The 26,171-nt window shown below is 61.0% G+C and carries 23 protein-coding genes; 5 read left to right on the top strand and 18 right to left on the bottom strand.

The window, feature by feature from the left end:
- Together FYJ85_RS13020 and FYJ85_RS13015 are read right to left on the bottom strand one after the other, a co-directional pair.
- Entirely contained in the window at window positions 1-1,026 is a 1,026-nt protein-coding gene (locus FYJ85_RS13020) for a rhomboid family intramembrane serine protease (protein ID WP_154419060.1), read from the bottom strand.
- Window positions 1,027-1,053: 27 nt separating this feature from the next.
- A complete protein-coding gene (locus FYJ85_RS13015) occupies window positions 1,054-3,081 on the bottom strand; it encodes a VIT domain-containing protein (RefSeq protein ID WP_106055579.1) in 2,028 nt (675 codons plus the stop codon).
- A gap of 211 nt (window positions 3,082-3,292) precedes the next feature.
- Between FYJ85_RS13015 and FYJ85_RS13010 the strand changes: the two genes are divergently transcribed.
- Window positions 3,293-4,810 (top strand): sigma-54-dependent transcriptional regulator, encoded by a 1,518-nt coding sequence (locus tag FYJ85_RS13010; RefSeq protein WP_177995417.1) that lies wholly within the window; start codon window positions 3,293-3,295, stop codon window positions 4,808-4,810.
- Between the two features lie 31 nt (window positions 4,811-4,841).
- On the opposite strand, the gene FYJ85_RS13005 is transcribed toward FYJ85_RS13010, so the two are convergent.
- Both FYJ85_RS13005 and FYJ85_RS13000 read right to left on the bottom strand, forming a co-directional pair.
- The gene (locus FYJ85_RS13005) at window positions 4,842-5,855 is read right to left on the bottom strand and encodes an alpha/beta hydrolase (RefSeq protein WP_206213168.1); all 1,014 of its coding nucleotides are present in this window, start codon (window positions 5,853-5,855) and stop codon (window positions 4,842-4,844) included.
- A gap of 434 nt (window positions 5,856-6,289) precedes the next feature.
- Window positions 6,290-6,691: a VOC family protein gene (locus FYJ85_RS13000; RefSeq protein ID WP_154419056.1), complete on the bottom strand. Its 402-nt coding sequence runs from the start codon at window positions 6,689-6,691 to the stop codon at window positions 6,290-6,292.
- Window positions 6,692-6,978: 287 nt separating this feature from the next.
- On the opposite strand from FYJ85_RS13000, the gene FYJ85_RS12995 reads away from it, so the two are divergent.
- Window positions 6,979-7,599, top strand: a complete 621-nt coding sequence (locus FYJ85_RS12995; RefSeq protein ID WP_206213167.1) for a nitroreductase family protein — start codon at window positions 6,979-6,981, stop codon at window positions 7,597-7,599.
- Window positions 7,600-7,705: 106 nt separating this feature from the next.
- Here FYJ85_RS12995 and serC read toward each other — a convergent pair whose 3' ends face one another.
- From serC to FYJ85_RS12925, 14 genes are all read right to left on the bottom strand, one after another.
- A complete protein-coding gene (gene serC, locus FYJ85_RS12990; protein WP_106055574.1) occupies window positions 7,706-8,788 on the bottom strand; it encodes a 3-phosphoserine/phosphohydroxythreonine transaminase in 1,083 nt (360 codons plus the stop codon).
- A gap of 86 nt (window positions 8,789-8,874) precedes the next feature.
- Window positions 8,875-9,657 (bottom strand): glycerophosphodiester phosphodiesterase, encoded by a 783-nt coding sequence (locus FYJ85_RS12985; protein ID WP_106055573.1) that lies wholly within the window; start codon window positions 9,655-9,657, stop codon window positions 8,875-8,877.
- Window positions 9,633-10,904, bottom strand: a complete 1,272-nt coding sequence (locus FYJ85_RS12980) for a DUF790 family protein (protein WP_106055572.1) — start codon at window positions 10,902-10,904, stop codon at window positions 9,633-9,635. Before FYJ85_RS12980 ends, FYJ85_RS12985 begins: the two co-directional genes overlap by 25 nt.
- Window positions 10,898-11,683, bottom strand: a complete 786-nt coding sequence (locus FYJ85_RS12975) for an inositol monophosphatase family protein (RefSeq protein WP_158704377.1) — start codon at window positions 11,681-11,683, stop codon at window positions 10,898-10,900. The genes FYJ85_RS12980 and FYJ85_RS12975 overlap by 7 nt, the downstream gene beginning before the upstream one ends.
- A gap of 200 nt (window positions 11,684-11,883) precedes the next feature.
- Window positions 11,884-12,267, bottom strand: coding sequence for a hypothetical protein (locus FYJ85_RS12970; protein ID WP_154419054.1), 384 nt, complete (start codon window positions 12,265-12,267; stop codon window positions 11,884-11,886).
- A 12-nt stretch (window positions 12,268-12,279) separates the two neighbouring features.
- A complete protein-coding gene (locus FYJ85_RS12965; protein ID WP_154419052.1) occupies window positions 12,280-13,599 on the bottom strand; it encodes a cysteine peptidase family C39 domain-containing protein in 1,320 nt (439 codons plus the stop codon).
- A 38-nt stretch (window positions 13,600-13,637) separates the two neighbouring features.
- Window positions 13,638-14,606 carry a hydroxyacid dehydrogenase gene (locus FYJ85_RS12960; RefSeq protein WP_106055568.1) on the bottom strand — a complete coding sequence of 323 codons (969 nt, stop codon included), beginning with the start codon at window positions 14,604-14,606 and terminating at the stop codon, window positions 13,638-13,640.
- A 138-nt stretch (window positions 14,607-14,744) separates the two neighbouring features.
- Window positions 14,745-15,503 carry an SDR family NAD(P)-dependent oxidoreductase gene (locus tag FYJ85_RS12955; RefSeq protein ID WP_154419050.1) on the bottom strand — a complete coding sequence of 253 codons (759 nt, stop codon included), beginning with the start codon at window positions 15,501-15,503 and terminating at the stop codon, window positions 14,745-14,747.
- A gap of 13 nt (window positions 15,504-15,516) precedes the next feature.
- Window positions 15,517-16,272 carry an RraA family protein gene (locus tag FYJ85_RS12950; protein WP_206213166.1) on the bottom strand — a complete coding sequence of 252 codons (756 nt, stop codon included), beginning with the start codon at window positions 16,270-16,272 and terminating at the stop codon, window positions 15,517-15,519.
- Window positions 16,273-16,319: 47 nt separating this feature from the next.
- Complete coding sequence (locus tag FYJ85_RS12945) at window positions 16,320-17,810, bottom strand: endo-1,4-beta-xylanase (RefSeq protein ID WP_154419048.1); 1,491 nt, start codon at window positions 17,808-17,810, stop codon at window positions 16,320-16,322.
- 522 nt (window positions 17,811-18,332) lie between these two features.
- Window positions 18,333-19,292 (bottom strand): mannonate dehydratase, encoded by a 960-nt coding sequence (locus FYJ85_RS12940; protein WP_206213165.1) that lies wholly within the window; start codon window positions 19,290-19,292, stop codon window positions 18,333-18,335.
- A complete protein-coding gene (locus tag FYJ85_RS12935; RefSeq protein WP_154419046.1) occupies window positions 19,289-20,281 on the bottom strand; it encodes a glycoside hydrolase family 113 in 993 nt (330 codons plus the stop codon). Before FYJ85_RS12935 ends, FYJ85_RS12940 begins: the two co-directional genes overlap by 4 nt.
- A gap of 13 nt (window positions 20,282-20,294) precedes the next feature.
- Entirely contained in the window at window positions 20,295-21,620 is a 1,326-nt protein-coding gene (locus tag FYJ85_RS12930; RefSeq protein WP_154419044.1) for a mandelate racemase/muconate lactonizing enzyme family protein, read from the bottom strand.
- 1 nt (window position 21,621) lies between these two features.
- Window positions 21,622-22,359, bottom strand: a complete 738-nt coding sequence (locus FYJ85_RS12925) for an IclR family transcriptional regulator (RefSeq protein WP_206213164.1) — start codon at window positions 22,357-22,359, stop codon at window positions 21,622-21,624.
- Between the two features lie 205 nt (window positions 22,360-22,564).
- On the opposite strand from FYJ85_RS12925, the gene FYJ85_RS12920 reads away from it, so the two are divergent.
- From FYJ85_RS12920 to FYJ85_RS12910, 3 genes are all read left to right on the top strand, one after another.
- A complete protein-coding gene (locus FYJ85_RS12920) occupies window positions 22,565-24,397 on the top strand; it encodes a bifunctional homocysteine S-methyltransferase/methylenetetrahydrofolate reductase (RefSeq protein WP_158704375.1) in 1,833 nt (610 codons plus the stop codon).
- Between the two features lie 18 nt (window positions 24,398-24,415).
- Window positions 24,416-25,165: an endonuclease/exonuclease/phosphatase family protein gene (locus FYJ85_RS12915; RefSeq protein ID WP_154419040.1), complete on the top strand. Its 750-nt coding sequence runs from the start codon at window positions 24,416-24,418 to the stop codon at window positions 25,163-25,165.
- Window positions 25,166-25,237: 72 nt separating this feature from the next.
- Entirely contained in the window at window positions 25,238-25,888 is a 651-nt protein-coding gene (locus FYJ85_RS12910; protein ID WP_154419038.1) for a flavin reductase family protein, read from the top strand.
- The last annotated feature ends 283 nt before the right edge of the window (window positions 25,889-26,171 follow it).

Genomic DNA, 26,171 nt, shown 5'->3' with positions numbered 1-26,171 from the left:
TCACAAACTCCATATCTTGTTCAATTCATGAAGTATATCACCGGAATCCCCCTTTTTCAAGCCCCGGAGGCGCGCGGCCAGATATCTGCGGACGATCCGCAGTTTGCGGCGCGGCAGCGCATGCCAGACTCCGGCGAGCATACCGGCCAGGTGAGCGGCGGCGGCCGGCTCGAATTCCGTCCCCGGAACAAACAGCGTCTCGCCGGACGCCAGCTCGAAAACCGCCTTCCCGGCGATTCCGGCCAGGACAGCGGCCGATGCCCGACGCAGCGTTCCTCCGCCGGAGCGGATGAAGTCAGCCGCGAGTGCGGCCGCCAGCGCGCAGCCGATTCCGGAGGAGCCGCAATAGAGGTCGTAGCCGCGCCCGAAGACGGCGACTCCGGCGCCGCACCAGAGCAGCGAAGCGAGAAAAAGCCGGCAGAAGAAAAGTTCGCCGCGCCGGACGGCGAGCATCGTCCCGACCGCCAGCACCACCGCGCCGTCCCAGGCGAAATGGTCCCAGCCGAAGTGAACGAAGTGACAGCCGAGCATCCGCCATCCCCCGGGGAACAGCGCGGCCCCCGGACGGAACATCATGGCCGTGCCGATCGACGGAAACGCCATGACGAGCGCCATCAGCGCAACCGCCGCGAGCGGCAGGCGCGCCGCATTGACGATCCGGTTCGCCAGCGCCTCGTTCCGTTCCAGCCAGTAGAGCGCATAGCAGGCCGCCGGCATGACGGTGACCGCCACGGCAAGCGGCGCAACCGTCAGCCCGAACGCTCCGGAGGCGGTTCCGCTGCCGGCCAGATGCCGGTTTGCGAAAGCGAGCGCGAACCAGCCGGCCGCGACCGGGGCAAAACGCACTGCCGCCGGGATTCCGGAGCGGCAGAACTTCGTCAGCAGCAGCGACATGCCGACCGCGGGGAGCACGGAGACCGCCAGCAGTACGACCCCGTACCAGTGTGCCGCCAGTCCGTAAGGCGGCAAGGCGAAAAACGAAGCCGCAGCGGCGTAAGTGAAGAGCTCGACAATCGACTTTTTCATAAGAATCCTCCGTTTCCTTCCACCCGCTTACCGCCTGCTGCAAAGAGCGATACAGCCGGCAACCCCGAGCACGATGACGAACAGGGCAGGAACCGGCGCGATCGCCCCGCCGCCGAGTCTCGGCGCGGAGAGCTTGAAGAGGTTGTTTTCCCCGCCGTTCGACCGGCAGTCGAGCGGCGGGTTCCCCGCGGCCGGAATATCGACGCGGTAATTCTTCACCGGCTCCTGAGAGCGGCGGCTCTGCGCCCGGTGTTCGGCGGCAGTGCGCACGGCGTTGCGGCGCTCGATGCCGTACGCCCGGAACGCCTCGTCGGAGAGGACCGCCATCGAGGTTTCGCCGGTCACCAGCTGATAATCGATCCCGAGCTGGCGGATGACCGGCTTCGCCTCGTCGGCCGGAAGCACGCCGGAATTCTTCAGATCCTCGAAGAGTTCGATGCGATCGAGCGCCCAGAGCCGTTCAAGCTCGGGATTGTCCTCATCAACGTCCGGCAGCCGGACCCGGCAGCGGTAGGTCTCCTCGCGGCCCGAAATCTTCGCGGTCATGGTGAACTCCGCCTCGCCGCCCGCCGCATAGCGCCCGAACGCCACAAGCTGCCGGCCGCGATAGAGCTTTTTCGCCCCGGCATGGTTCACGTCGAAGGTCTTGACGCCGGAAAGCGAAAGCTTCACATCGTGCAGCGCCTCGTAGATGACCTTCTCCTTCGCCAGCGCAATCTGCCCGATGATGTCGTCGGAGTTCGACACGCCCGCATAGAAACCGCCGGAGGCATCGCAGATGGTCCGCATCAGCGGCCAGTTCGCGCTGTTGCCCATCAGGAACCCGAAGACGCGGATGTCCTTTTGCCGCATCAGCTTCGCGAATTCTTCCGGCCGGACTTCGCCGGTATTGGTCACTGCGTCGGTCACGAGTATGAGGCTGGTCACGCGGTCCGCGTCGATGCCGCCGAGGGCGGTGCGGATACCGGCCTCGAGATTGGTCGAACCGTTCGCCTTGAGCTCGGAGACGCGGCGCGTCCACTCCCGGATGCCGTCCGGCGAAGCGGCGACCCAGCCGCGGGTCACTTCCCGCGACTGCTGGTTGAAGGTCACGATGCGGAACCGGTCGTTCCCGCGCATCGAGCCGATGCTCTGCGCCACGCCGTCGCAGAGCGTCCGGAGCTTGTCGCCGTGCATGCTGCCCGACACGTCGAGCACGAAAATGTAGTCGGCGCCGCAATCGAGCCGCCGCAGGTCGGTTCCGGGAGTCAGGACCATCATGAAAGTGCCGGGTTTTCCGGCAGCGCGGTACGGCACGACTTCAAGCCGCCCCGGCAGCTCGGCGAGCTGATAATAAAAAACGAAGTCCCGGCCGAGTTCGCTGCCGAGTTCATATTCGAGCTCGGCGGCGCCGTCCGCAAGCGCGAGTTTCTCGGAGAGCGGGCGCAGGTTCGGCGTCCGTACCGAAGTCAGCGGCCAGGCCGATTTGACGGTCATCCGGAGCGTGGCCTTCGTTTCGACCCGGCTGCTGCCGCTCCAGAAATCAGCCGCCGCCGCATCCCGCGTGTTCCCCTCCTCGAGCGGATAGACATAGCGGACCACGCCGGTATCGGCCGCAAGCGGCTGATAGTAGACGAAGCGGACCAGCGCCTCTTCCTGCGGCTTCAGGTTCGCAACCGAAAAGCGGAAGTCGTAAAACGCCTGCTTCCCGGCCAGCGCCGCGCTGTTTCCCCTCTCCTTCTCTTCGTCGTAGACTTGCTTCGCCTCCTCCTTCGCCAGAACTTCACCATTGATGGTGCGCTCGCCGATCTGCACGGAAACCTCGGAGAGGCTGGCGGAGCTCGGCACCGGGAACGCGTAAACCGCCTCTACCGTCTCCGCGTTCGGATTCCGGAAACGCTGGGTCACCTCGGTCATCGCAAAACCGTTGTTGATCACGACCCGGACGTCGTGGCTCAGGATCTCGGCGGGCTTCTGTCCCGACCCGGCCGGAGTCAGCGTTCCTGCCGCCATTGCGGACGAGCAGGTCATGACCAGCGCCGAGAGCATTCCGAAGCATCTGCATTTCTGTTTCATCGTTCAACCCTTTCTGTTGTTTTTCGGGAACTTGTCAACAGAACAGCAAACGGCGTGCCAAATATGGTGACAAGCACATAACCATCTGGAATCCAAAAGAATCGGCAAAGAATCGTCTCTCCTGCCATCGATCCGGAGAAAAACATTTTATGCACAACGCTTGACATTTCATGTACAGATGCTATCGTATTCCGGAAACACGGAGAGGAATATGAAACTGTACACCGAAGCCGAAGCGCCGCTGCTGCGGGCGATCGGGAAGCTCAATTATACGAATCCGTTCACCCCGGAACGACTCGAGCTCGAGGAGATCATCCTCGGCCGTCCCCCTGCCCCGGAACGCCGGGTCTGGAACATGCACGACGGATTGCGCGGCACCCGCGAAGACGTCGCCGAGCTCGGCCGGCTCGTCGAACACTGGGCGCTTGAGCTGCGCCGGCGCGCCGATGCGCCCGGTGTCGAACTCGACGCCCGCGCCCGGGACATCGCCGAACCGGTGGTCATCTACCACCTGTTCGAAAAATACCGCGCGGAGATGACCGGGCAGATGCTGCGGAATCCGGAGGAGACCCGTTTCGACTGCTACGAAAAGTTCGCTGCCGACTTCGACCATTTCCTCTCCCGGCCCGGCCGGAGACTCCGGTGCAGCTACGACCCGGAGCGGACATTTGCGATCTACTTCCAGATCCACCGCGCCTTCCACCACATCTTCGATTTCATCATCGGCGGCACGCTCGAAGCCGGCAAGCTGCGCGCCGGAATCTGGCAGTCGCTCTTCACAGTGGATATCTACCGCTACCACCGCGCGCTCTACGACCGCATGCAGGAGATCAACACGCTGATCACCGGCGAATCCGGCACCGGCAAGGAGCTGGTCGCCCGGGCGATCGCGCTTTCGCAGTATATTCCGTTCGATGCGAAAAGCCGGAAATTCCGTACCGCCTACCCGGACTGCTTCCGGCCGGTCCACCTTTCCGCCCTGCCGCAGACCATGCTGGAGTCGGAACTCTTCGGCCATCGCAAAGGAGCCTACACCGGAGCGCTGGCGGACCGGATCGGCTACCTCGAAGCGTGCGATCCCTCCGACGCGGTCCTGCTCGATGAAATCGGCGAAATCAACGCCGAAGTGCAGGTCAAGCTGCTGCGCGTGCTCCAGACCCGCCGTTTCCAGCGGCTCGGAGACAATGCCGAGCGCGAATTCGCCGGCAAAATCATCGCCGCGACCAACCGCGACCTCGCCGGGGCGTGCCGCGAGGGCGTGTTCCGTCACGACCTTTATTACCGGCTGTGCAGCGACGTGATCCGCACGGTTCCGTTGCGCGACCTGACCGGCGGGGAACCGGGCGAACTCGAAAAATTCGTCGACATCACCGCGGCACGGCTGCTCGGCGAGGAGGAAGCGAAACGCTTCGTGCCTGAAGCGATGGAGTGGATCGTCCGCAATCTCGGCAGCGCTTACCCGTGGCCCGGCAATGTACGCGAACTCGAGCAGTGCGTCCGCAATCTCGTAATCCGGGGCTGCTACACGCCGGGAGATGCACAGCAGAGCGGCGGCACCGAGCTGGAAAACGCTCTCGGACGCTGCGGCCTGACGGCCGAGGAGCTCATGCGCCTCTATGTGAAAGTCGCGGTCCGCCGCTCCGGCAGCCGTCTCAAAGCCGCCGGGCAGCTCGGGCTCGACCGCCGCACCGTCGCGCGTTACCTGGCCGGGGAAACTCCCCGGTCTTAGAGCCTATCCCTGAATAAGCTCTCAGGCCGGTTTACTTTTTCAGGTGCTCGCCGAAAAACCGTTCGAGCCTGTCGAACGGAATCGCGTTTCTGCCGCCGCCGTCATAAAGATCGGTATGGGACGCTCCGGGGACGATCAGCAGCTCCTTGTTGTCGCGATAGTCCGTGTAGGAGGACATGTCCCGGTAGGCGTCCTCGCTGAAATAGCGCGAATGCGCCTTCTCGCCGTGAATCAGCAGCACCGCCGCCCGGATCTCCCTGGAGTACGCGAGAATCGGCTGATTCAGGAACGACATCGTGCCCGTCACCGTCCAGCCGTCATTGGAATTTCCCGACCGCTCGTGGTAACCGCGCGGCGTCTTGTAATAGTCGTAATAATCCTTCACGAATTCCGGCGCATCCGCGGGGAGCGGTTCGACCACTCCGCCGCCCTGTTCGTAAAATCCCTGCGCATATTCCTTTGTGCGCTGCGCATTCAGTTTCCGCCGCATTTCATGGCGGGATTTTTCGTTATCGGCGGCGTCGAAATACCCGTTTGCGCTCACACGGCTCATGTCGTACATCGTGGAGGCGACCACGGCCTTGATCCGTGTATCCAGCGCCGCCGCATTCAACGCGAGACCGCCCCAGCCGCAGATGCCGAGAATGCCGATCCGTTCGGGATCGACGTTCGGCCGGGTGGAGAGAAAATCAACCGCAGCCTGAAAATCCTCGGTATTGATATCCGGCGAAGCCATCCGGCGCGGGATGCCGCCGCTCTCGCCCGTGAACGACGGATCGAAGGCGATCGTAAGGAAACCGCGTTCCGCCAGAGTCTGGGCATAGAGTCCGCTGCACTGTTCCTTGACCGCTCCGAACGGACCGCTCACGGCGACGGCGGCGAATTTGCCGTCCGCGTTTTTCGGCTCATACAGATCCGCCGCCAGCGTGATGCCGTAACGGTTGACGAACGTGACCTTGCGATGGTTCACCCGATCGCTTTTCGGAAAGGTTTTGTCCCACTCCTGCGTGAGTTCGAGTTTTCGGGGAGTAATGGCATTGTTCATGATTTTCGTCCTTTGATTTTCTGCGTGAAGAACAGCGGCAGACAGCAGCATGCCGGCCAGAAGAGCAATCGTTTTCTTTTGCATATCCAGATTCCTATGTTCCAAACTTGCCGTTTCTTCGGCCCCGGTATTCAGGACCCGTCGTCCAAAAGCTTCGGAGGTGATGCGGAAGCTCCTCTGCCGGAACTCCTTTCAAGCGTACCACCTCCTTTCGCTTTCCCTGAGATTCAATTTACAACAGGATACGAAAATAGCAAATACTTATTTTCAATAACATGACATGCCTGAAAAGCATTTCACACGATAGACACAGAGAAGGAAATGCAGAAGAAATGCGAAGAATACCGACAGACCGGAACGGAAAAACAATCAGAAGCAATGATACGCTTTCCGGAAGGAACGGTACCGCAATGCGAAGCGAGCCCTTCGCCCAATCACAGTTTCATCATTTCCGCCGGAATCGGAATCAGGCAGAATGGATGACCGGCCGGATCGAGGAACACCCGCCAGTCCCCGGAAAATTGCACCGGAGCCAACTTCGCACCGCAACGCTCGGCGAGACGGCTTTTTTCCTCCAATTCCTCCGGCGAGCCCACATAAAAATCCAGATGGGTCATCTGCTGCTGTCGTCCGGTCTCCGCCGGCCATACCGGAGATTGATATCCGGAAACCTCCTGAAACACCAGCGGCGTATTCTTCATGGCCGGATCATTGACGATCACCCAGCGGTCTTCGGCGGTCTCCTGAACACTCTTATCCCATCCGAGAAATTCCGCATAAAAATCGGCCAGCGCCTCGGCATTCCCGCAGTCCATCACGATCGCTCCCAGTTTCATATTTGCACAGCTCCTCTGAATGTTGCCCAGGAGGCACTTTCCCCGCACCGCCGCAAGTTTCGGCCCGAAGGTAATTTAGCATTGCGGCAGGATTTTTTCAACCGGCCGTTCCGATCGCGGCTGTTTCAACAAATCTTTCCGAAAACACTTGACAAATATACTTCTATATAGTAATTTATTATACAGAAACAAACCATATCGAAACAGATATCAGCAGCACCGCGTACCGGAGAGTTGCGGAAACAAGCTGAACCGGACACAATCATAAACCAGGAAAGGATTTCACCGTGGAACTCTATGAAGCCATTCAGAAACGCCGTACCGTTCGCGACTTCTCGACCAAACGCGTACCGGATGATGTACTGAACCGCATTCTGGAAGCCGGAGTGAAAGCTCCATCGCATGATCATGCGCGCGACTGGCACTTCGTTGTCCTCCGCGACCCGAAGCGCATCGCCGAAGTGCTGAAACACGTCAACAGCGGCGCGGAAGTCCAGACAGACATCATCAATCACTGGGAGACGGCGACGGAATGCCAGAAGTCCATGTATTACGATGCACTTCCGAAGCAGGTGAAGATGCTTTCGCAAAGCCGGTGCCTGATTCTGCCGCTCTTTCGGGGCGGAACCGATCTGATGGCGCCGCGAGACATCAGTTCCCTGAATTCATTCGCATCGATCTGGTGCCTGATTCAGAATATCCTGCTGGCCGCGACCGCCGAAGGCCTGAGCTGTGCATTGCGCATTCCGATCATGAATGAGGAGGCTTACGTCTTGAAAACGATCCATGCGCCGGAGGGCTACCGGATGCCGTGCTACCTTGCCGCAGGGTACTCGGCCCCGGACGCCAGAATCATTCAACAGCAGGATATTCCATTCTCTGCCCGGCTTCATGCCGAAACCTGGTGATCGCAACGTCTTTCACACTTGCCCCGTCCGCCGGGGCAATCCCGCAAGGCGACACACAAAAGCCCGGCTGCCTGAAACAGCCGGGCTTTTGCAGCCATGCCGAAGATTACTTGTTGGCCAGCTCGAACTTCTTCATGAATTCGACCAGCGCCTTGACGCCTTCGATCGGCATCGCATTGTAGATGCTCGCGCGGCAGCCGCCGACGAGACGGTGGCCTTTCAGCTCGGTCAGACCGTTCTCCTTCGCTTCCTTCACGAAAGCGGCGTCGAGCTCTTCGCTCGGCGTGCGGAAAACGACGTTCATGATCGAACGATCCGCCTTCGCCACCGGGCTCTTGTAGAAGGAGGAGTTGTCGAGGAAATCGTACAGATAGGCCGCCTTCTCCTCGTTGATCTTCTCCATCGCCGCGAGGCCGCCCTGCTCCCTGACCCAGTCAGTCACCAGCGCGAGCATGTAGATTGCGAAGGTCGGCGGCGTATTGAACATCGAATCGTTCTCGATGTAGGTGCTGTAACGCAGCATGGTCGGAACCTTGCTGTCGTCGGTGCGGGCCGCAAGATCCTTGCGGAGAATCACCAGCGCCATGCCGGAGGGCCCGAGGTTCTTCTGGGCGCCGGCGTAAACCATGCCGAAGTCATTGATATCGAACGGACGGGACATGATGTCGCTCGACATGTCCGAAAGCATCGGCACACCCGGCGTCGGCTTCGGCAGCTTCGTGAAGCGGGTGCCGGCGATCGTATTGTTGCTCGTGATGTGCAGATAAGCCGCGTCGGCCGTGCGCTTCCACTCGGACTCGGCCGGAATATGATCGTACTTCGTCTCCTTGCTCGACGCGACGACGTTGACCGAACCGAACATCTTCGCTTCCTTCAGCGCCTTCGAGCTCCAGACGCCGGTGTCGACGTAATCGGCGACGCCGCCGTTCAGGAAGTTCATCGCCAGCATCGCGAACTGCATGCTCGCGCCGCCCTGAATGAACAGCACAGCATAATCGTCGGAGACGTTCAGAAGTTCGCGGACATTCGCCTCGGCACGGGCCAGAACCGGCTCGAAAAGCTTGCCGCGGTGGGAGAGTTCCATAAGTCCGCTGCCGCTGTTCTGATAGTTGGTGAATTCGGCCTGGGCCTTTTCCATGACCGCCTTCGGCAGCATCGCCGGACCGGCCGCAAAGTTATAGATCTTCATGTTGATGAACCCTCCTGAAATTGTTTAGAGCGTGTTCTTATTAAAATATCACGGAATTGCACCTTTTGCAAGCTCACTTCGATCATTTAATATCGAATCGGCGCCATCGCCGTGATCCGGTTGGTCAGAAATCCGCGCACGCCTTCCCGGGCGAGCCGGACCGCTTCGGCCGGATCGTCGCAGAAAAACAGGTTCTCACGCAGTCCGAGCTCGCGGCAGAGCGCGACCGTTCCGGCGGTCACCGTCTCCCTGACCGGCTGCACGAAGCGGCAGCCGAGTTCGCGGCAGAGCCGCAGCGCCTCGGGGGTCGAACGGTTCTCCCAGCCCGGCAGGAAACAGATTTCGATTCCGGCATCGAGTTCGCGCACCCGGTCGAACTGCTCGCGGTTGTTGATTGACAGATAGCCGCGGTCGTACATCCCGTAAGCGCGATAGAGCCGGCAGATCTCGCGCAGGACATCGTCGGATTTCGCATAGATCTGGATATTCATCAGCGTCCGGCGTGAAAATGCCGCCAGCACCTCCTCGAAAGTCGGAACGGTTACGCCTTCCATCCGCGGCTCGTCGAAGCGCTCCGCCCCGACCGCATAAGAAGCATTGAGGCGCTTGATTTCGGCCAGCGTCAGCTTCTCTGGTTCGCCCTTCCCGTTCGTAGTGCGGTCGAGCGTCGCATCGTGCAGAACGATCGGAATCCCCTCGCTGCTCGCGCGCAGGTCGAATTCGATGAGGTCGCACCCGGCCGCAACCGCCCGTTCGAAGGCCGGCAGCGTGTTATCCGGGCAATCGGCCGAAGCGCCGCGGTGCGCGGTCAGGATCACATGATCCCGATCCTTGTGGAGTTCCGTCAGGTTCGCATACTTTTTCTGCATCTCTTTTTCTCCCCGGAATTGGTTTCTGCAAACGCGTCGAGCACGCGCCGGACCCGGTCGACGCCGGGAAAGTCCCGGAAGCGGAACAGCCGTCCGGCCAGTGCCGGATGGTCCGTTTCCAGAACCTTCCACGCCGCATCGTCGGCCAGAGCGCGGTCGACGCCGACCAGCAGCTGCATGTCGGGCTTCTGCTCCAGAAGCGCAAGCCGCCGGTCGAGCTGGCCGCGGTGCCAGCGGTGGAACAGCTCCAGGTGAATCGTGCGCCCGTCGGCCTCGCGCCGGAACGACAGATCCGGAAAGACGATCTCCTGCCCGCCGCCGTCGAGGAACGGCGATTCGCCGACGATCTTCCAGTCGGACACCTGCTCTCTGAAGAGCTTGTGAAACATCCGGATCTCCTCCGGCACATAGCTTGAGAAGTTCCGGTAGTGCGAAACGAGGCCGCAGCCCTGGTCGAGCTTCAGCGCCCCGGCGCGCCCGTCGAGCCTGATCTCCGCCGAAAGGCTCCAGCTCTCCAGATTGACCAGGGCCGGAAAAAACGCGGCGAGCTGAAGCGCATATTTGCGGGTGTTCGCAAAGATCGAAAACGGCCCCGATATCTTCATGCCGACCGCAACCTTCCCCTTCCCTTTCGGCTTCAGACGGCGGATCTCGGCCAGCAGCCGGAAAAAGCGCAGATATTTGAAGAGCCGCCGCAGTTCGGCCGGATTCGAATCCGCCGCCGTCACCTCGAGATCGTCCGCATAGACAAGCAGCCCCTGCACCAGGGCGATATTGTAGCGGTGCAGAAGTTCGGCCGGATAGAGCGGCCGCCAGCCGGTCAGCCGCTCGTTGTCCGGCAAATCCCCGTAGATGTCGGAGGCCATGAACTCTCCGGCCCCTTCCCGGGCCAGCAGCGCTTCGCGGTAGGCTTCGATGCTGCCGCCGGCGCCCGGAAGCGCCGCGGCGGCCGCTTCGAACAGTCTCCGGCGCTCAGCCGGATAATCGACGGAACGCACAGGGTCGAACGAACAGCGGTCGAGAATCAGCTTGTTGAGTCCGGCTGCCAGTTTCGGGTCGCGCGCGCCCTTCAGCAGAACATCGACCAGCTCTTCCTGCTCGGCCCGGCGCATCCGCGACCCGACCGCGCCCTCGTAGGCGGCCAGAAGCTCGGAGGCGAACTCGACGAGCTTCGGCTCGGCCGGATCGACGAAGGCGGGGCGGAAACCGCTCCGCCGCTGAAACCGCAGAAGCTCGCGCGTCAGCATGGGTTCTCCGGCAGGTCGTGAAAAAACGGCAGGAGTTTCGCCAGCAGCGCCGGATTGGCCGCGATCACTCCCTCCTCCGGGTAGCGGAAACCGCCGTGCAGGTCGCGGACCAGCGCGCCCGCTTCTTCGGCGATCAGCGCGCCCGCCGCCACATCGTAGGGCTGAAGCGCCATTTCCCAATAGGCGTCATAGACGCCCGCGCCGGTCATGGCCAGATCGAGCGCGGCCGAACCGCAGCGCTTGATGTCGCGCAGATGCGGAACGATCCGGGCGAAATATTCGATGTTGTTCACCCTGCGTCCGAGCCGGACGCAGCCGAAGCCGGTCACGCAGGCCGCCTCATCGAGCGCCGAACAGCGTGCGGTATGGATCGGCTCGTCATTCAGCCGCGCTCCGCCGCCGCGCTCCGCCGCAAACAACAACCCGAGCGCCGGAGCGTAAACCACGCCCGCCGTCGTGCGGCCGCCTTCGCAATACGCGATCGAAATCGAGAAATACGGATGATGTTTGATGAAGGACTGCGTACCGTCGATCGGGTCGATCACCCAGGTGTGTTCCGCATGCATTCCGCTTCGGCCGGACTCCTCGCCGAAAACGCCGTGCCCCGGAAACCGTTCCCGGATACGGCTGACGATCAGTTCTTCGACCGCGACATCCGCCGCCGAAACCATATCCTTCGGCGACGCCTTGGCGTGAACGTCGTTCGGACGGACGCCGTCGAAGTACTGCATCGCCGTGCGGCCCGCCTCACGCGCAACCGCCTTGATAAAATCAAGCATAGATTCTCCCATGTTCCCCGAAAAGCTGCCACCCTTCCTCCTTCGCCGAGGCTGCGGATGATACTTTTCGGGGGCCCCGCTCTACGGTGCTCCGTGCGGCTCCGCCGTACTCACGCCTTCGAGAAAGGCATTGTTAATATTTCGATGGTATTGACATACCATCTCCTTTTACCGGCCCCCGGCCGCGGGCCTCCATCGTCTCAGCTCCGCCCGTTCCGGCCGCGCCGCCCGGGACCGTAATAAAGGCCCGTCGACGGCGATCCGGCCTCCAGTTCCTTCTTGAAACCGGAGAAATCACTGTCAGCCAAAGATTTGGAAAGGGATCTCAGCCGATCTTCGATCTTTTTCTGAATCTTATCGACATTTTCCGCAGTGTCCCAATAATGCAGCATGCTTCCGGCATAGACCAGTTTGGCCGGACGCTTTCTGACTCCGATTTTTTGAAGATAAACGAAAGGGTCCTCCTGCGCGCCGTGACGTTTCATCAGCGTCGGGCTCGGCCAGCGGCCATTGCGTTCGAGCGGTTCCGCCCCCGCCGCGGAAAAACCCAATGCCAGAAGCAACAGCAGGAAGACGCGCTTCATGGAATTCCCCCTCTATTTCGCGTTCCGGCGGCGCGGCTCAAGTGCGATCAGGTTGACTGTGATGCCCCAGGCGTCTTCGGGCTTCATGACCTTCTTCTCATGCTCGGCGCCCCAGCTGTCGGAGTAGATGATCTCCCCGGTTTTCGTGTTGTAGCCGGTGATGATCCGCATATGCATGCCGAACTCCGAACCGCCGCTGCCGCCGACGCCCGGAAAGATGAAGGTCGACCAGCAGAGCGGAATCCCCTCGTCGATGTTCTCCTTCACCGCCTCGAGGAAATCCCTGTTGTCGCCTTTGTCTTTTTTGCGGAGCTCCCGGAACACCTTGAAATCGAGCGACTTCATCAAAGCGCCGTAAGACAGGTATTTCGTCCGGTCGACGATATAGACATAGTCGTTGAAATCGATCTTCTTAAGCTTCATCCGGCGGGCGATCGTATTGTAGCTGTTGATCATGCCCTTGAAATCGCTGTAGGTGTCGAGATCGCTGTACTGATAGAGTTTCCTGTAACGGATTCCGAGCTTGACCTGGTTGCCCTCGAGCACCTCGACGATCTTGTTGATGTTCGTGCCGCGCTGCGCGTCGGATTCGGCCAGCTTGGCGATCATGTGCTGGTCGATGTTCGAACCGTAATAGCGCAGAATCCGTTCGACCGTCGCCGCGACGCAATACCCCTTCGCCCCCTGGTCCACCATCGGAACGGTCATGTAGCGCGAACCGTCCTCATCGTTGATCAGTCTCTTGTCGAGCTCCGAAGTTGCGACCGTGGTCTTCAGCCCCTCACGGAGCGATTTCGGCGCGCCGCCGGCCGGAAAGAAGTCGATGGCCAGAAACTCCGGTACGCTCCGGGTATAACTCCAGCGCATGACCACATCATACGCATCCGTGCGCCACACCTTGGAACGAATCCGCGAGCCTTCGACCGAAACGTTCTGCGTCTGAGGAACATTTTCCCGGCCGGCGAGACCGGCCAGCCGATTTTCGGCAGCGTCCAGCAGCGCATCGAACGTTTTCTTCGGAATCTCCCCGGCATCTCCCCGATTGTAGACGGAGACGTTCAGTTCGCAGATCTTCTCATCCTTCACGTCGATAATGACTTCCAGCACACGTCGCCCGAACAGCGTCAGCGGCGCCCGATTTTCCCTCACGTTATAACGCAGACGCGTCCTGCCCTGATCCATCCAGACGAACAAATCCGGATAATTCTTCATCACGGTCTGGCCGGACATCTTCCAGAGCTCGGCGCGCGCATCGATCAGCCCGTCCAGCTCGGCCGCATATGCGGCCAGCATCGCAAAAACGGCAAACAGAAAAACCAGAAATTTCTTCATGACCGGATTCCTTCCCTCCCGGAACCTTGCAATCTCTTCTAGCTCGTCAGCAGCATCGACTCGCTGACTTCGTAAACCAGCGGTTCACCGGCCAGATAGCGCCTGAGCTCTTCGATCATATAGTCGGCCATGCGGTGAACCTCGTCATTGATCGAACCGGCGATATGGGTCGAGAGCCTGACGTTCGGCAGCGTATAAAGCTTCGAGCCGTCCTCGGGGGGTTCCGGGTGCATGACGTCAAGCAGCGCCGTCAGGTCCGGCCGCTTCTCAAGCACCTCGATCAGCTCCGCTTCGTTGACCTGCGCGCCGCGCCCGGTATTGATGAAAACGGCCCCCTCGCGCATCGACGCAAAAAGCTTTCCGTTCAGGACGCCGATGTTGTCGCTGCGGTTCGGCAGGTGGTTGCTGACTACGAACGCCTTCGAAAACGCCTCCTCGAGCGAAACGGTGCGCCGCTCGGCGCGGGACGGGATGATGATGACGTTGACGTTGTTCTGTTCGAGCATCTTCTTCGTCAGCGTGGCGATCGCCCCGGCGCCGATCAGCGCGACGGTCTCCCCGTAACAGCCGGGGCCGGCCATCGCATGCGCCTTCGCCCAGTCGTCCCGGCATTTGATGCTGCGCGTGTTGCGGAAATATCCCTTGAGTCCGAGCATGATCTGCGCCGTGCAGAACTCCGCGACCGGAATCGCGTTGGCCTGCCAGGCGCTCAATACCTTGATGTTGCGTGCGAAAAGCGGACGGGCGAAACCGTCGGTCGCCCCGGCCGCATAAAAAACGGCCTTCAGCTTCGGCAGACGGGCCAGCTGCTCCGGCGTGAGGGCGGGCATTCCCCAGGTCGAGAAAAAGAGCTCGACATCCCCGAGCTCCCCTTTCTCCAGCGCCTCTTCATGGAAGACGCCGGGACGGAGATCGGTCAGACGGCCGATCTCCGCAATTTGTTCCGGCGTATAGACATACTTGACACTTTCTTCGTTCCGGCAAAAAAATACGGCATGCGGTTTCATGTTGATTCCTGAACATTACATGTAGTTGAATACCATGGTATACAATGTAGCACGAAACCGTCAGGAATCAAACCCGAAACCGCAAAATCTGCCCGCCGACCGGACAGATTTCAGTTTTTCCGCCGAAATCGGGCATGCCTACAAATGCATGCCTCCGGTCACAGGCAGCTCGATGCCGGTGATGTAGCGCCCGGCCTCCGACGCCAGCAGAAGCGCGGCTCCGGCGCAGTCGCCGGGCTCCCCGAACACGCCGGCCGGAATCTGCCCGAGGATCATGCCGCGGTAGGAGTCGCTCTTCAGCGCCTCCGCGTTGCGGTCGGTCAGGATGACTCCCGGCACGAGGTTGTTCACCGTTACCCCGTGCGGCGCATAGCTTTTTGCGGCGTTGACGGTCAGGCTGACCAGCGCGGCCTTGGTCGCCGAATAGACGGTCAGCCGCGGCGACGGACGGAACTGATTCACGCTGCCGACGATGATGATCCGCCCGTGCTTCCGTTCGCACATCGCGGGCGCGAAAGCCTGGACGAGCCGGAAAGCGGCGCCGACATTGGCCTGAAACTCGCGCAGAAACTCGGCTTCGTCGAATTCGTCGAGCGTCACATAGCGCTGCACGGAAGCATTCAGCACGAGGATGTCGAGCGCCGGAACGGCGTTGCGGACCTGTTCGATCAGGGCTTCGACGCCGGCCGAGTCCGTCAGGTCGCCGGTGACCGGAATGCCGCCGCATGCGCAGGCGGCCTCGCGCAGCACATCGCTCTCCCGGCAGCCGTGCACCAGCACCCTCGCGCCGGCCCGCGAAAACGTTTCCGCAATCGCACGGCCGATGCCGCGGCTCGAACCGGTCACCAGCGCGGTCCGGCCGGAGAGGTCGAACATCGATGAGATAAAGTTGTTCATGCCGTTGCCCGCCTCAGAAGTAGCCGCCCTTTTCAATGATCTCGGCGATGGAATCCCCCTGATGGACCCAGGAGAAAATATCGATTTCGTTGCGTTCGATCCCTTCAGCGCGCAGCAGCACGTCATAGGCGATTTCGCGCGGGATGCACAAGACGCCGTCGATGTCGCCGAAGATGATGTCGCCGGGACGGACGGTCACCTTGCCGATCCGCACCGGAACCTGATAGTGCGTGATCATGCAGCGTCCGAGCGAACCGTTGCTGGTGCGGTACTTGTAAAAAATCGGAAACTTCTGCTCGAGAATCTGCTTCGTGTCGCGGATTCCGCCGGAGATGACCGCGCCGCGGATGCCTTTCGAAATGGCGGTAGCGGTCATCACGCCTCCCCACAGCGAAGCCTCGGTGTCCTCGGAAGTGTCCCAGACGACCAGACCGCCCGGCTTCATTTCGTCGAGCATCTGGGCGCGGAAGGTCATCTCGCCCTCGATCATCACGTTCGGGGCGCTCTTCACGGTGAACGCCTCGCCGCAGACGGTCATCTCGTCGCGCAGCGGCATGATCTCCGACGGCAGATTCTGATTCAGCAGGCACAGTTCGCGCATGACGTCGTTGATGCAGCCGGTATAAAGCTTTTCGTAACGCTCGCAGAGTTCCGTAAGCGGCACCGGGAATTCATTGGCCGGGATGTGCTGGCGGGTCGCGATCAGCCGGTCGAGCTTCATCAGCCCGGCCTCTTTCGCTTTCTGTCTCATGTCCTGCAGTGACGGCATTTTCATTTCTCCTTCGTTATGGTTATGGAATCCGTTGAAGACAGTCCTCATTTGAGATGGCAGATCAGCGACTCCTCACAGCCGTCCGCACCGGCCCAGCTCAGGCGGTAACGGCCCCGGAATCCCCGGAAGGCCGCAAGCGCATCTGCATCGGCCGTGCAGACCGTGTTCGTGCGCCATTCCCGGTTGATGAGGCCGTCGAGCGCGAAATACGAAAGCTTCGGCTCCATGTCGCGCGTGAAGAGGCCGGAAACCGCCGGTTCGCCCGGCGCGCCGCAGCCGTCCACGACATTCCACCACGTGATTCCCATCATCGGCTCGAGGCTGAACCAGAGCCGGTAGAGGTTGCGGGCGATCTCCGCCTGCACGACCTGGCCGCGCCGGTCGCCGCCGGGGGAAGTGATCGTGATCTCCGAAAGATGAATCGGCAGCCCGGCCCGGCCGATGCGCCCGATCGTCTCGCGGACCTCGCGCGGCGACTGCACCAGGCTTTTCCCGTCGGCGATATCCCGGCAGATCTGCGGATCGAACAGGTGCATCTGAGCCCCCATGATATCGATTTTACAGCCGCGGGCACGCAAGCTGCGCACCTGCCGCACATAATCCTCGCCGAGGTTGTAATCGTTGATGTTGAGCTTCGCCTCCGGCGGGAAGACCCCTTCGGCGATCTTGAAGCCGCGGAAGGTGTAGTCGCCCGGCATCGGGCCGTACCAGCTTTTGCAGAGCTTCGAGCCGGGAACCATGCCGCCTCTGCCGAAGTCCCCGGCGCTCTCATTGACGACGTCCCAGCTGTCGATTTTATCGCCGTACCGCATCGCGATTTCGATGATGCGTTTCGCCGTCAGCGTGTTGATGAGCGTCGTGTATTCGGGAAGCGCCTTCTCCATCTCCTTCGCGCTCATCCCTTCGAATGCGCACCCGGTCGCTTCGCTGAGCAGCGTATTATCCTTCGGATTGTGCTCGAGGTTCGCTTTTTTCAGGTAATCGAACGGGATTTTGTTGATGAGCCAGTCCGGAATCTGCCAGCGGTTGCTGCCCCACACGAGCGTGTGCCCGTGCAGCCGGATTCCCTTCGACAGGCAGAACTCCACGACCGGATCGACCGCGGGGCGGCGCCAGTGCGGCTGGCGCTGCGGGTCGCCGCAGCGATTCCAGAACTCCGCCGTATCGCGGTATTCCGCGCGGAAGCGCGGACGCCCCTCCTCCAGTTCAAGCTGCTTCCAGTAGAACGCGATCGTCGCGGAGTTGAAGAGCGTGCCGTAAAGCTCTTTATAGCGCGCGTTGCGCTCGTCGGAGCCGAGCTGGTCGAAGTTGAAAATGTGTGCGCCGAAAACGAAATCGTGCGACAACTGCTCGACCCTGACTTCGCGTCCGGCGGCGGAAGCGGGCAACTGAAACAGCCCGTCGGCCTTGCGATGCTTTTCGATGTCGGCGTCGATCCGCCGCTGCTCGTCGTCGTTCCACAACGCCCGGTAGGCGTCGGAGAACGCCTCGTCGATTTCCGCCTGCGAAAGCTGCGGAGCCTTGTATTCCGTCATCCTGTATCCTCCTATTGTTCCCCAAAAAGTTGCCACCCTTCGGCCACGGGCCTCGGGTCTTTTGGGCTTACAGCCCAAAAGCTTCGGGTACTTTTCGGGGGCCCCGCTCTCCGGTGTTCCGTGCGGCCCCGCCGTACTCACACCTTCGAGAAAGGCATTGTTGATATTTTTCCAAAAAGTTGCCACCCTTCCTCCTTCGCCGAGGCTGCGGAGGACAAGTCGGGCTTGTCATCCACAGCGCTTGCGCGACGGATGATACTTTTCGAGGGCCCCGCTCTCTGAAGAGACCATGCCCGACACGCAGTGTCGTGCTCGTCTCAAAAGACCATGCCCGACACGCAGTGTCGTGCTCGTCTCAAAAGACCATGCCCGACACGCAGTGTCGTGCTCGTCTCAAAAGACCATGCCCGACACGCAGTGTCGTGCTCGTCTCCGGTATTCCGTGCGGCTCCGCCGTACTCACACCTCCGAGAAAGGCAGTGTTAATATTTCGTATGGTATTGACATACCATCTCCTTATCGTTATGAGAGGTTCAATGCGTCGAGAATGCCGCGGATATAACCGGCGGCAAACAAATTGCCCTGCATTTCGTAACCGGGATTGTCGTTGCTCTCGCCCGCGAGGGTCGGCGTGTGATCCGGGCGGAGAAGTCCATCAAATCCGTTGTCCTTCAGCAGTTTCAGAAGAGATGCCATATCGGTCGGCCCGTTATCGTGGAAGGTTTCGCGGAAGCACTCCGCATTCCCCTCGATGTCACGGAAATGGAAGAAGAAGAGCTTCTTTTTCCGGCAGAATTCGGCGGCAAGCGCAAAGACGTCCTCCCCCATCGCGCGGAATGTCGCCTGGCAGAAGGTCACGCCGTGATTCGGGCTGTCGACGATCGACAGAGCGCGGCGGTAAGCGTCGGCCGAGATGAAAATGCGGCCGTATCCGCGCAGTTGCGGAATCGGCGGATCGTCCGGATGCAGCCCGAGCAGCACGCCCGCTTCCTCGGCGGCCGGAACGACGGCGCGGATGAAATATTCATAGTTCCGCCAGAGCTCTTCCTGCGTGATGACCGCTTCCGGTTCCGGCGGCAGGTCGGCCCGGTTGAACTCGCTGGTCAGCGCCCCTCCCCGCTCCGGACGGTCGAAACGGGTGCGGAACCAGCCGACTCCGGCCATGAAATTGTAGCACAGCAGCCGGAGCCCGAGACGCCCCATATTCTTCAACATCATGCGATAATGCTCGATATCCTCGTCGCGCCCGGGCAGTCCGAGCTTGATCCGGCCCATATCGAACTCGTCACCCTCGAGCGCATAGAGCCGGAAACCATGCTCTTCGAAACGCCGGACGGTCTGCCGCAGGGAGTCGAAATCCCACGGCGGCAGCTGCCCGGAGAGTTCCGGCGCGGCTTTGGTGACCGCATATTCGATGCCGATCTGACGGGCGAGCGTCCATTTGATATCCGGTTTGACCGGCAGCATCATCCCGAGCTTCACCGGTCGCCTCCCTCCGCGCACCAGCGGCGCATGACTTCGGCGGCAGGCTTGCCGTGGATCGTGAAACCGGTGTCGCCGCCCGGCTGCACGTAGTGTGGGCGCTTCTGCTGCTCGTCCCACTTCCACCACATGAGTCCGTGCCACCAGGGGCGCGGCGTAAAAGCTTTGACCACGCCCTCGAGATAGTTCGCCTGGGCCATCCCGTCGTAAGCGCCGGAATTCGAGTACATCCACGGCTGCTCGGTCCCCTTTTCGACCGAGCGCGCTCCGCATTCGGCGAAGAAGAGCGGCACACCGGTCTCCCGGGCCACTTCCGCGAGTGCGTCGACGTTCGGCCGGAGGTCGGCGGCAATCTCGTCCGGCGTCGGATTCGGCCGCGGCGTGCCGGTGTAGAAGCTCACGCCGAGCAGATCGAGCAGGCTGAACCACTTGCGCACGAACGGGCTGCCGGGGAAATACTGGTTCGCATTGTAAGTCACCGGGCCGTGATAGATCGAACGGATCCGCTCGATGACGCCGGGCCAGTGTTCCTCGCGCGGCTCGCAGCCCATAAGCTCGCATCCGGCGCAGAAGAGCTCGATGCCGTGATCTTCGGCAAAGCGGGCGTAGTGCGCCATGCAGTCCGAATAGTTGCGGAACCATTCGCCCCAGTAGTCGGTTTCGATGCCCTGAATCATCATCTGCTTTTCGGGGAAACTGATGTTTCCGCGCCAGATGCTGTCGTGGCACTCGATCATCGGCTTCAGCATCACCTTGATGCCATGTGCCTTGAAGGTTTTCACGGTCTCGGCGAGCTCCTCGTCGGAGGGAGAGAACGCGAAGTCGTGGTACATCTTCGTCGAATACCAGGTGTCCTGCATGACGGTCGCGATCAGGGCGACCCAGTTCACGCCGAGCGCGCAGATATTTTCGATCTCCCGCCGTCCTTCCGGGCTGCGGTAATAGCCGTTGCGGGCCATAAACCCGAAACTGATTCCCTTGACAAACATGACGATGCTCCTTTCAGCTCCACTGCCGGTCGTTGGCCCACTCTTTATCCCACTCATCCGTTGGCGCCCAGGCCTCCGGAAAATCCGCATGGAGCTTTTTCCGGATCAGCTCCTCGTTCAACGCCTCGATGCCGAGCCCCGGCGCATCCGGCACATCGATATATCCGTTGCGGATCAGCGGCTTCGGCAGACCGGCCGCCAGATCCTCCCACCACGGGACATCGACCGAATGAACCTCAAGCGACATGAAGTTCCGCGTCGCCGCCGCAACGTGAACCGCCGCCATGCAGGCGACGGGACTCTCGGCCATGTGGATCGACATCTGGACGCCGTAATCTTCGGCCATGTCGCCGATCTTGTGCGTCTCGAGGATGCCGCCGGCAGTCAGCACGTCGGGGTGAACCACCGCAAGACCGCCCGATTTCAGGAGCGGCAGAAAGTTTTCCTTCAGATAAATGTCCTCACCCGTTCCGATCGGAACCGTCGTCGCTTCGGCGAGCCGCCGGTACTGGTCGGTCAACTGCCAGGGCACCGGGTCCTCCATCCAGGCGAGGTTGTACTTCTCAAGCCGCTTCGCAAGCTTGATGCAGTCCTCAAGCGGAATGTGGCCGAGGTGGTCGATCGCGATCGGGATCTCGTAACCGACTTCGGCGCGGACATCGGCCATATACTGCTCGAGACAGTCCAACCCCTTTTCGGTCAGATGAATGCCGGTAAAACCGTGTGCGGTATTGAAGAGGTCGTACGCCTCTCCGCGCATCGCACGCGGATCGATCGAGCCGTGCGGCGTCGTAAAGACGGTTTTCCTGTATTCGCGCATCTTTTCAAGGAATCCGAGCGGCGCGGAGAGACACCCCTCCTTCCCCATCAGGAGCTCGATGCCGAGATCCATTTTCAAAAAGGTGTATCCCTGCGCCATGCGCTCCCGCAGCGCCTTGCCCATGTCGCGGCCGCCGCCCTCCGAATCGGTATCGCAATAGATGCGGACCCGGTCGCGGAATTTCCCGCCGAGCAGCTGCCAGACCGGGACGCCCCAGGCTTTTCCGGCGAGGTCCCAGAGCGCGACTTCGATGCCGCAGACGCCGCCGGCCTGCCGCGAGTGGCCGCCGAACTGCTTGATGCGGCGGAAGATTTTGTCGACATTGCACGGATTTTCCCCGAGAATGCGGCTTTTCAACATCGCCGCATAGGTGCGGCTCGACGCATCGCGGACTTCGCCGTAGCCGATCAGCCCCTGGTTCGTATAAAGCTTGATCAGCGTGCAGCGCTTCGGCGCCCCGTCGATGTCCGCAAAGCGCATATCGGTGATTTTGAGGGTGGATGGATCGATCTTTGCCATATTACCGCAGCTCCTGTTCCTTATTGTAAATGCGTTCGCACTTCTTCACCCCGTCGAGCAGCTTTCCGGCAAGTTCCGGCAGCTTGTCGTCGCGGAAATCCTCATCGCAGCCGAGCAGCGTCAAGGCGGCAATGACGCCCCCCTCCGCATCGAGCACAGGGGACGACATCGCATCGACCCGCCAGCGGTTGCGGCCGCGGTTGAAGCAGAACCCCCGGCGGCGGATGGCCGCGATCCCGTCCCGCACCAGCTCCGGCGCTTCCGCCACTCCGGTTGACTCCGCGCAGCTCTGCCCGAGGCGCTCGACCTCGGCAGCAGGAGCCGCCGCCAGCAGCGCGGCGCCGACCGACCCTTCGGCCACAGGAAACCGTACGCCGACCCGTCCTGATACCGCCATCGGGCGCGGCGACTCGGCCCGCAGAATCGGCAGCTGGAACTCTCCGCGCCGCACGGAGAGCTTGCAGCAAAGCCCGGTTTGCGCCGCCAGCTCTTCGAGAACCGGCAGCATCGCCTCGTAACGCGCATTCCGGTCGGTCAGCTTCCGGACCGCGCCGAGTATTCCGAAAGAAAGGTCGTACCGTGTTCCTCCGATCTTGCAGACCCAGTCCGCTTCGAGCAGAGTCTGCAAAATCCGGTAACAGCTGCTCGGCGCAATGTCGAGCGCTGCAGCCAGCTCCGCCTGAGTCAGCCCCCCCTCCGACTCCCCGAGCCGGGTCAGGACCGCCACAGCCTTTTCCACCGCAGGTATTGTGTTTTCCGCCATTCAGAAGCCAAGTTGTTCAAATATGAATTTATTATTTTCTGATTTGAATATATTATACCCATTTTCATTGTCAAAGTCAAGCCATTTCCGTAAAAAAAGCGGCTTTTTCATTGAATAACCGGAGCGGATGCTGTATTTTATATACCTGATTACTAAAAAGCAACCCAATTGGAACGATACCATGAATTGTCTGCAACGCAAGCTGGCGGAGTCGCTGGTGATTTTCGACGGCGCGATCGGAACCGAGATATACCGCCGCAATTTTTTCGTCAACGCCTCGTTCGAACAGCTCTCGGTCACGAATCCGGATGTGATTCTCGATATTCACCGCCAGTACCTTGACGCGGGGGCCGAGGTGCTGACCACGAACACCTTCAACGCGAATGCGCGCCGCCTCGGCAAATTCGGCCTGGCCGACCAGACCGCAACGATCAACCGCGCCTCAGCCGAACTCGCCCGACAGGCGGTCCGGGAGGCCGGGCTCGAAGGCAGTGTGCTCGTGGCCGGTTCGGTCGGTCCGATCGGGGAGCCGGAGTCGGCGGCCGACACCCGCAGCCGGGATTCGATTCTCGTCGAACAGCTCGAAGCGCTCGCCCCCGTCGTGGACTTCATCATTTTCGAGTCGCTGCGCACGACGATTGATCTCGCCGCCGCGCTCGAAGCCGTAAAAGCGTTTCCGGAGCTCGTCTACGTCCTGAGTTTCGCGGTCGACCGCCACGCCGAAAATCACAGCGGCGACGGGATTTCCGAATTCGGCCGTCTCATCTCCACCTTCCCCGGGCAGCGTCCGACCGCGATCGGCCTGAACTGCGGCGGAGGCCCCGAGTCGACGCTCGGGGAACTCGAGATTCTCGTCAAACGGACTAAACTGCCGGTCATCGTCCAGCCGAACGCGGGGCAGCCGCGCGGCGTCGACGGCCGTATGATCTATATGACCAGCGCCGAATATTTCAGCACCTACGCCAAGCGCTACGCCATGCTCGGCGCGGCCGCCATCGGCGGCTGCTGCGGCATCACTCCGGCCCATATCCGCGAACTGGCCCGCACGATCAAACCGCTCATGCGGGCAGAAAAACAGGAACTGCCGAAGGTCGAAATCGTGGAATGCGACCTCAAGGAACCCGTCCCGCTCGCGGAGAAATCCAGCCTCGGTGCAAAGCTCGCCGCCGGAAAATTCGTCACGTCGGTCGAAATCACACCGCCGCGCGGCTTCGACCTTGCCTCCACCGTCGCCGGCGCCCGCAAATGCAAAGAGGCGGGAATCGACGCGGTCAATCTGCCGGACGGTCCGCGCGCCAGCGCCCGCATCAGTCCGTTCGCCGCCGCCGTCGCGATTCAGCAGCAGGTCGGCATCGAAACCGTACTGCACTGCTGCTGCCGCGACAAGAGCGTGATCGGGCTTCAGGCCGACCTGCTCGGCTGCGCCGGCATGGGGATCAACAACATTCTGTTCATCACGGGCGACCCGCCGAAACTCGGCGACTATCCGTTCAGTTCCGGCGTTTTCGACGTCGATTCGATCGGGCTGGTCAAGATCCAGTCGCGCATGAACCGCGGCATCGACCTCGGCGGAAAATCGATCAGCGCACCGACCCGCGCAGTCATCGGCGTCGGCGCCGATCCGAGCGCAATCGACCTTGAACGCGAATACCGCCGGACCTGCGAAAAAGTCGAAGCCGGAGCCGAATTCATCATCACCCAGCCGGTTTTCGCGATAGAAACGCTTTTTGCGTTCCTCGACCGGATCGCCCATTTGAAAACACCGCTCATCGCCGGAATCTGGCCGCTCGTGAGTTACCGCAATGCGGAGTTCATGAAGACCGAAGTCCCCGGCGTCGTGGTCCCGGATGCGGTCATGAAGCGCATGGCCGCCGCCGGCACGAAGGAGGAGCAGCGCGAAGCGGGGCTTGAAATCGCGCGCGAAAGCATCGCCGCAATCCGCGATCGTGTGCAGGGAATTCAGGTCAGCGCACCGTTCGGAAACGTCGACCTCGCACTGCGCGTCCTCAAATAAGGAGGCCGGGTCGAAATCATGCGGCTGCTCGTCTACAACATCGCCTACGGCACCGGCTGTCCGGGGGGAGAGGCCAAACGGCTGCTAACCGTCCACCGCTATCTGCGCACCAGCGCCTTTCACTTCAGCCAGATCGTCGGGCTGGTCTACGATCTGCAGCCGGATGTGATCGGGCTGGTCGAAGCGGATTCCGGAAGCTGGCGGACCTCCGGGCTCAGTCATCCGGAAAAGCTGGCGCAATTGCTGAGCGAAGAGGTCCTGACCGTGCCGAAACCGGATTCGAAATACGGCCCGACTTCATTTCTGAGCCGGATGCCGTACCTCAAAAGCCAGACCAACGCCCTGCTGGCCCGAAGCGATTCGGAGGAGAAGAAACACTATTTTCCATGCGGAACCAAGAAACTGATTCTCGAACGCGAGAGCGACGGAATCACGGTCTTTCTGGTCCACCTCGGGCTGTCGCGCCGGGTCCGGGTGCGGCAGCTGGACTATCTGCGCGAACTGCTGCCGAAGGGACGCCCGATCGTGCTGGCCGGAGACTTCAACACCTTCCGCGGCGAAAACGCCGAGCTCGCGGAATTCATGCGCGACACGGGGCTCGTCAACGCCAACACCGCGCATCAGGCGACCTATCCGGCCTGGAAGCCGCTGAAGCAGCTCGACTACATCCTGGTCTCCCCGCAAATCGAAGTCGAACACTTCGAAGTGATCCCTGTCCTCTACTCAGACCATCTGCCGCTGGTTGCCGATCTCAAAATCGCGCAATGATCGCGGCGCAGGCTGGACAAACGCCGAAGCATCCAGTATTTTACCTCCGGCACAACCAGCAGGAGGTAACTTATGAAGATCGAAATCGGAACAGAGCGCCCGGCAAATTTCAACGAATACTGGCCCGGCCAATACGAAATCTTTTCCCACTTCGAGTATGTGACAGGCATTCCGCATGTGCTGTTTGCCGTGACCACTTTCAAGGAGAACGGCCTGCCGAATGTGAACTTTCACTCCTGGAGCAGCTTTCAGGGAGACGGCGACGGTTTCTTCGCAATTCTGGCCGGATTATACCAGCATACACACGCATTTGCCGACATCCTGCGCTCGGGGGAGTTCTGCGTTAATTTCCTTGCGGCCCGCCATTACGATGCGCTCGAACGAACCATCAGACACAACGAATGCGATTCGGATGAATTCCGAACCGGCGGTTTCACGGAAGAAAAGGCCGCCGCCGTCAACGCACCGCGCATTGCGGAGGCATTTCTCACGCTTGAGTGCCGGAAGGAGAAGGTGCTCGACCTGTCCGGAGCAGGGAAGACCGCACTTGTGATCGGCCGTGTTCTCCATGCCGCGGCGGAGGAGAAATTTGCACACGGACTCGATGACAAATACGGTCCGGACGGCTTCATGTTCAACATCCACGCCCCGATCGATCTGATAACCGGAGAAGACAATCGCGGCGGCATCGGCACAATCAAACTCGAACGCATCATCGAATAGCAGCGAAGTCCGCCTGTCCGCGCGTCAAGGCAGCGTGCGTACCGGCGGGCTCATAAACCGACTCGAAGATTCGGCTGGTGAGCCCGCCGGGTCTGCTGCGCGAATGCGCAGAAAGACGGCGCCCCGGAAGGGGGGGCGCGCCTTCCCTTTCCGAAGCCATGGTGCGCCAGTGGGACGAGCGTCCTGTTCCGCGCCAAAAAAAGACCCGCCTTAACGTGTGCGAAACGTCAAGGCGGGTAAAAAAATTCCCGGCACCGTGCTACTCTCCCATAGTCAAATTTAC

The organism is Victivallis lenta (assembly GCF_009695545.1).
Taxonomy (GTDB): domain Bacteria; phylum Verrucomicrobiota; class Lentisphaeria; order Victivallales; family Victivallaceae; genus Victivallis; species Victivallis lenta.
Note: the sequence above shows the minus strand (reverse complement) of the source record. Positions and strands in the feature narration are given on the sequence as shown.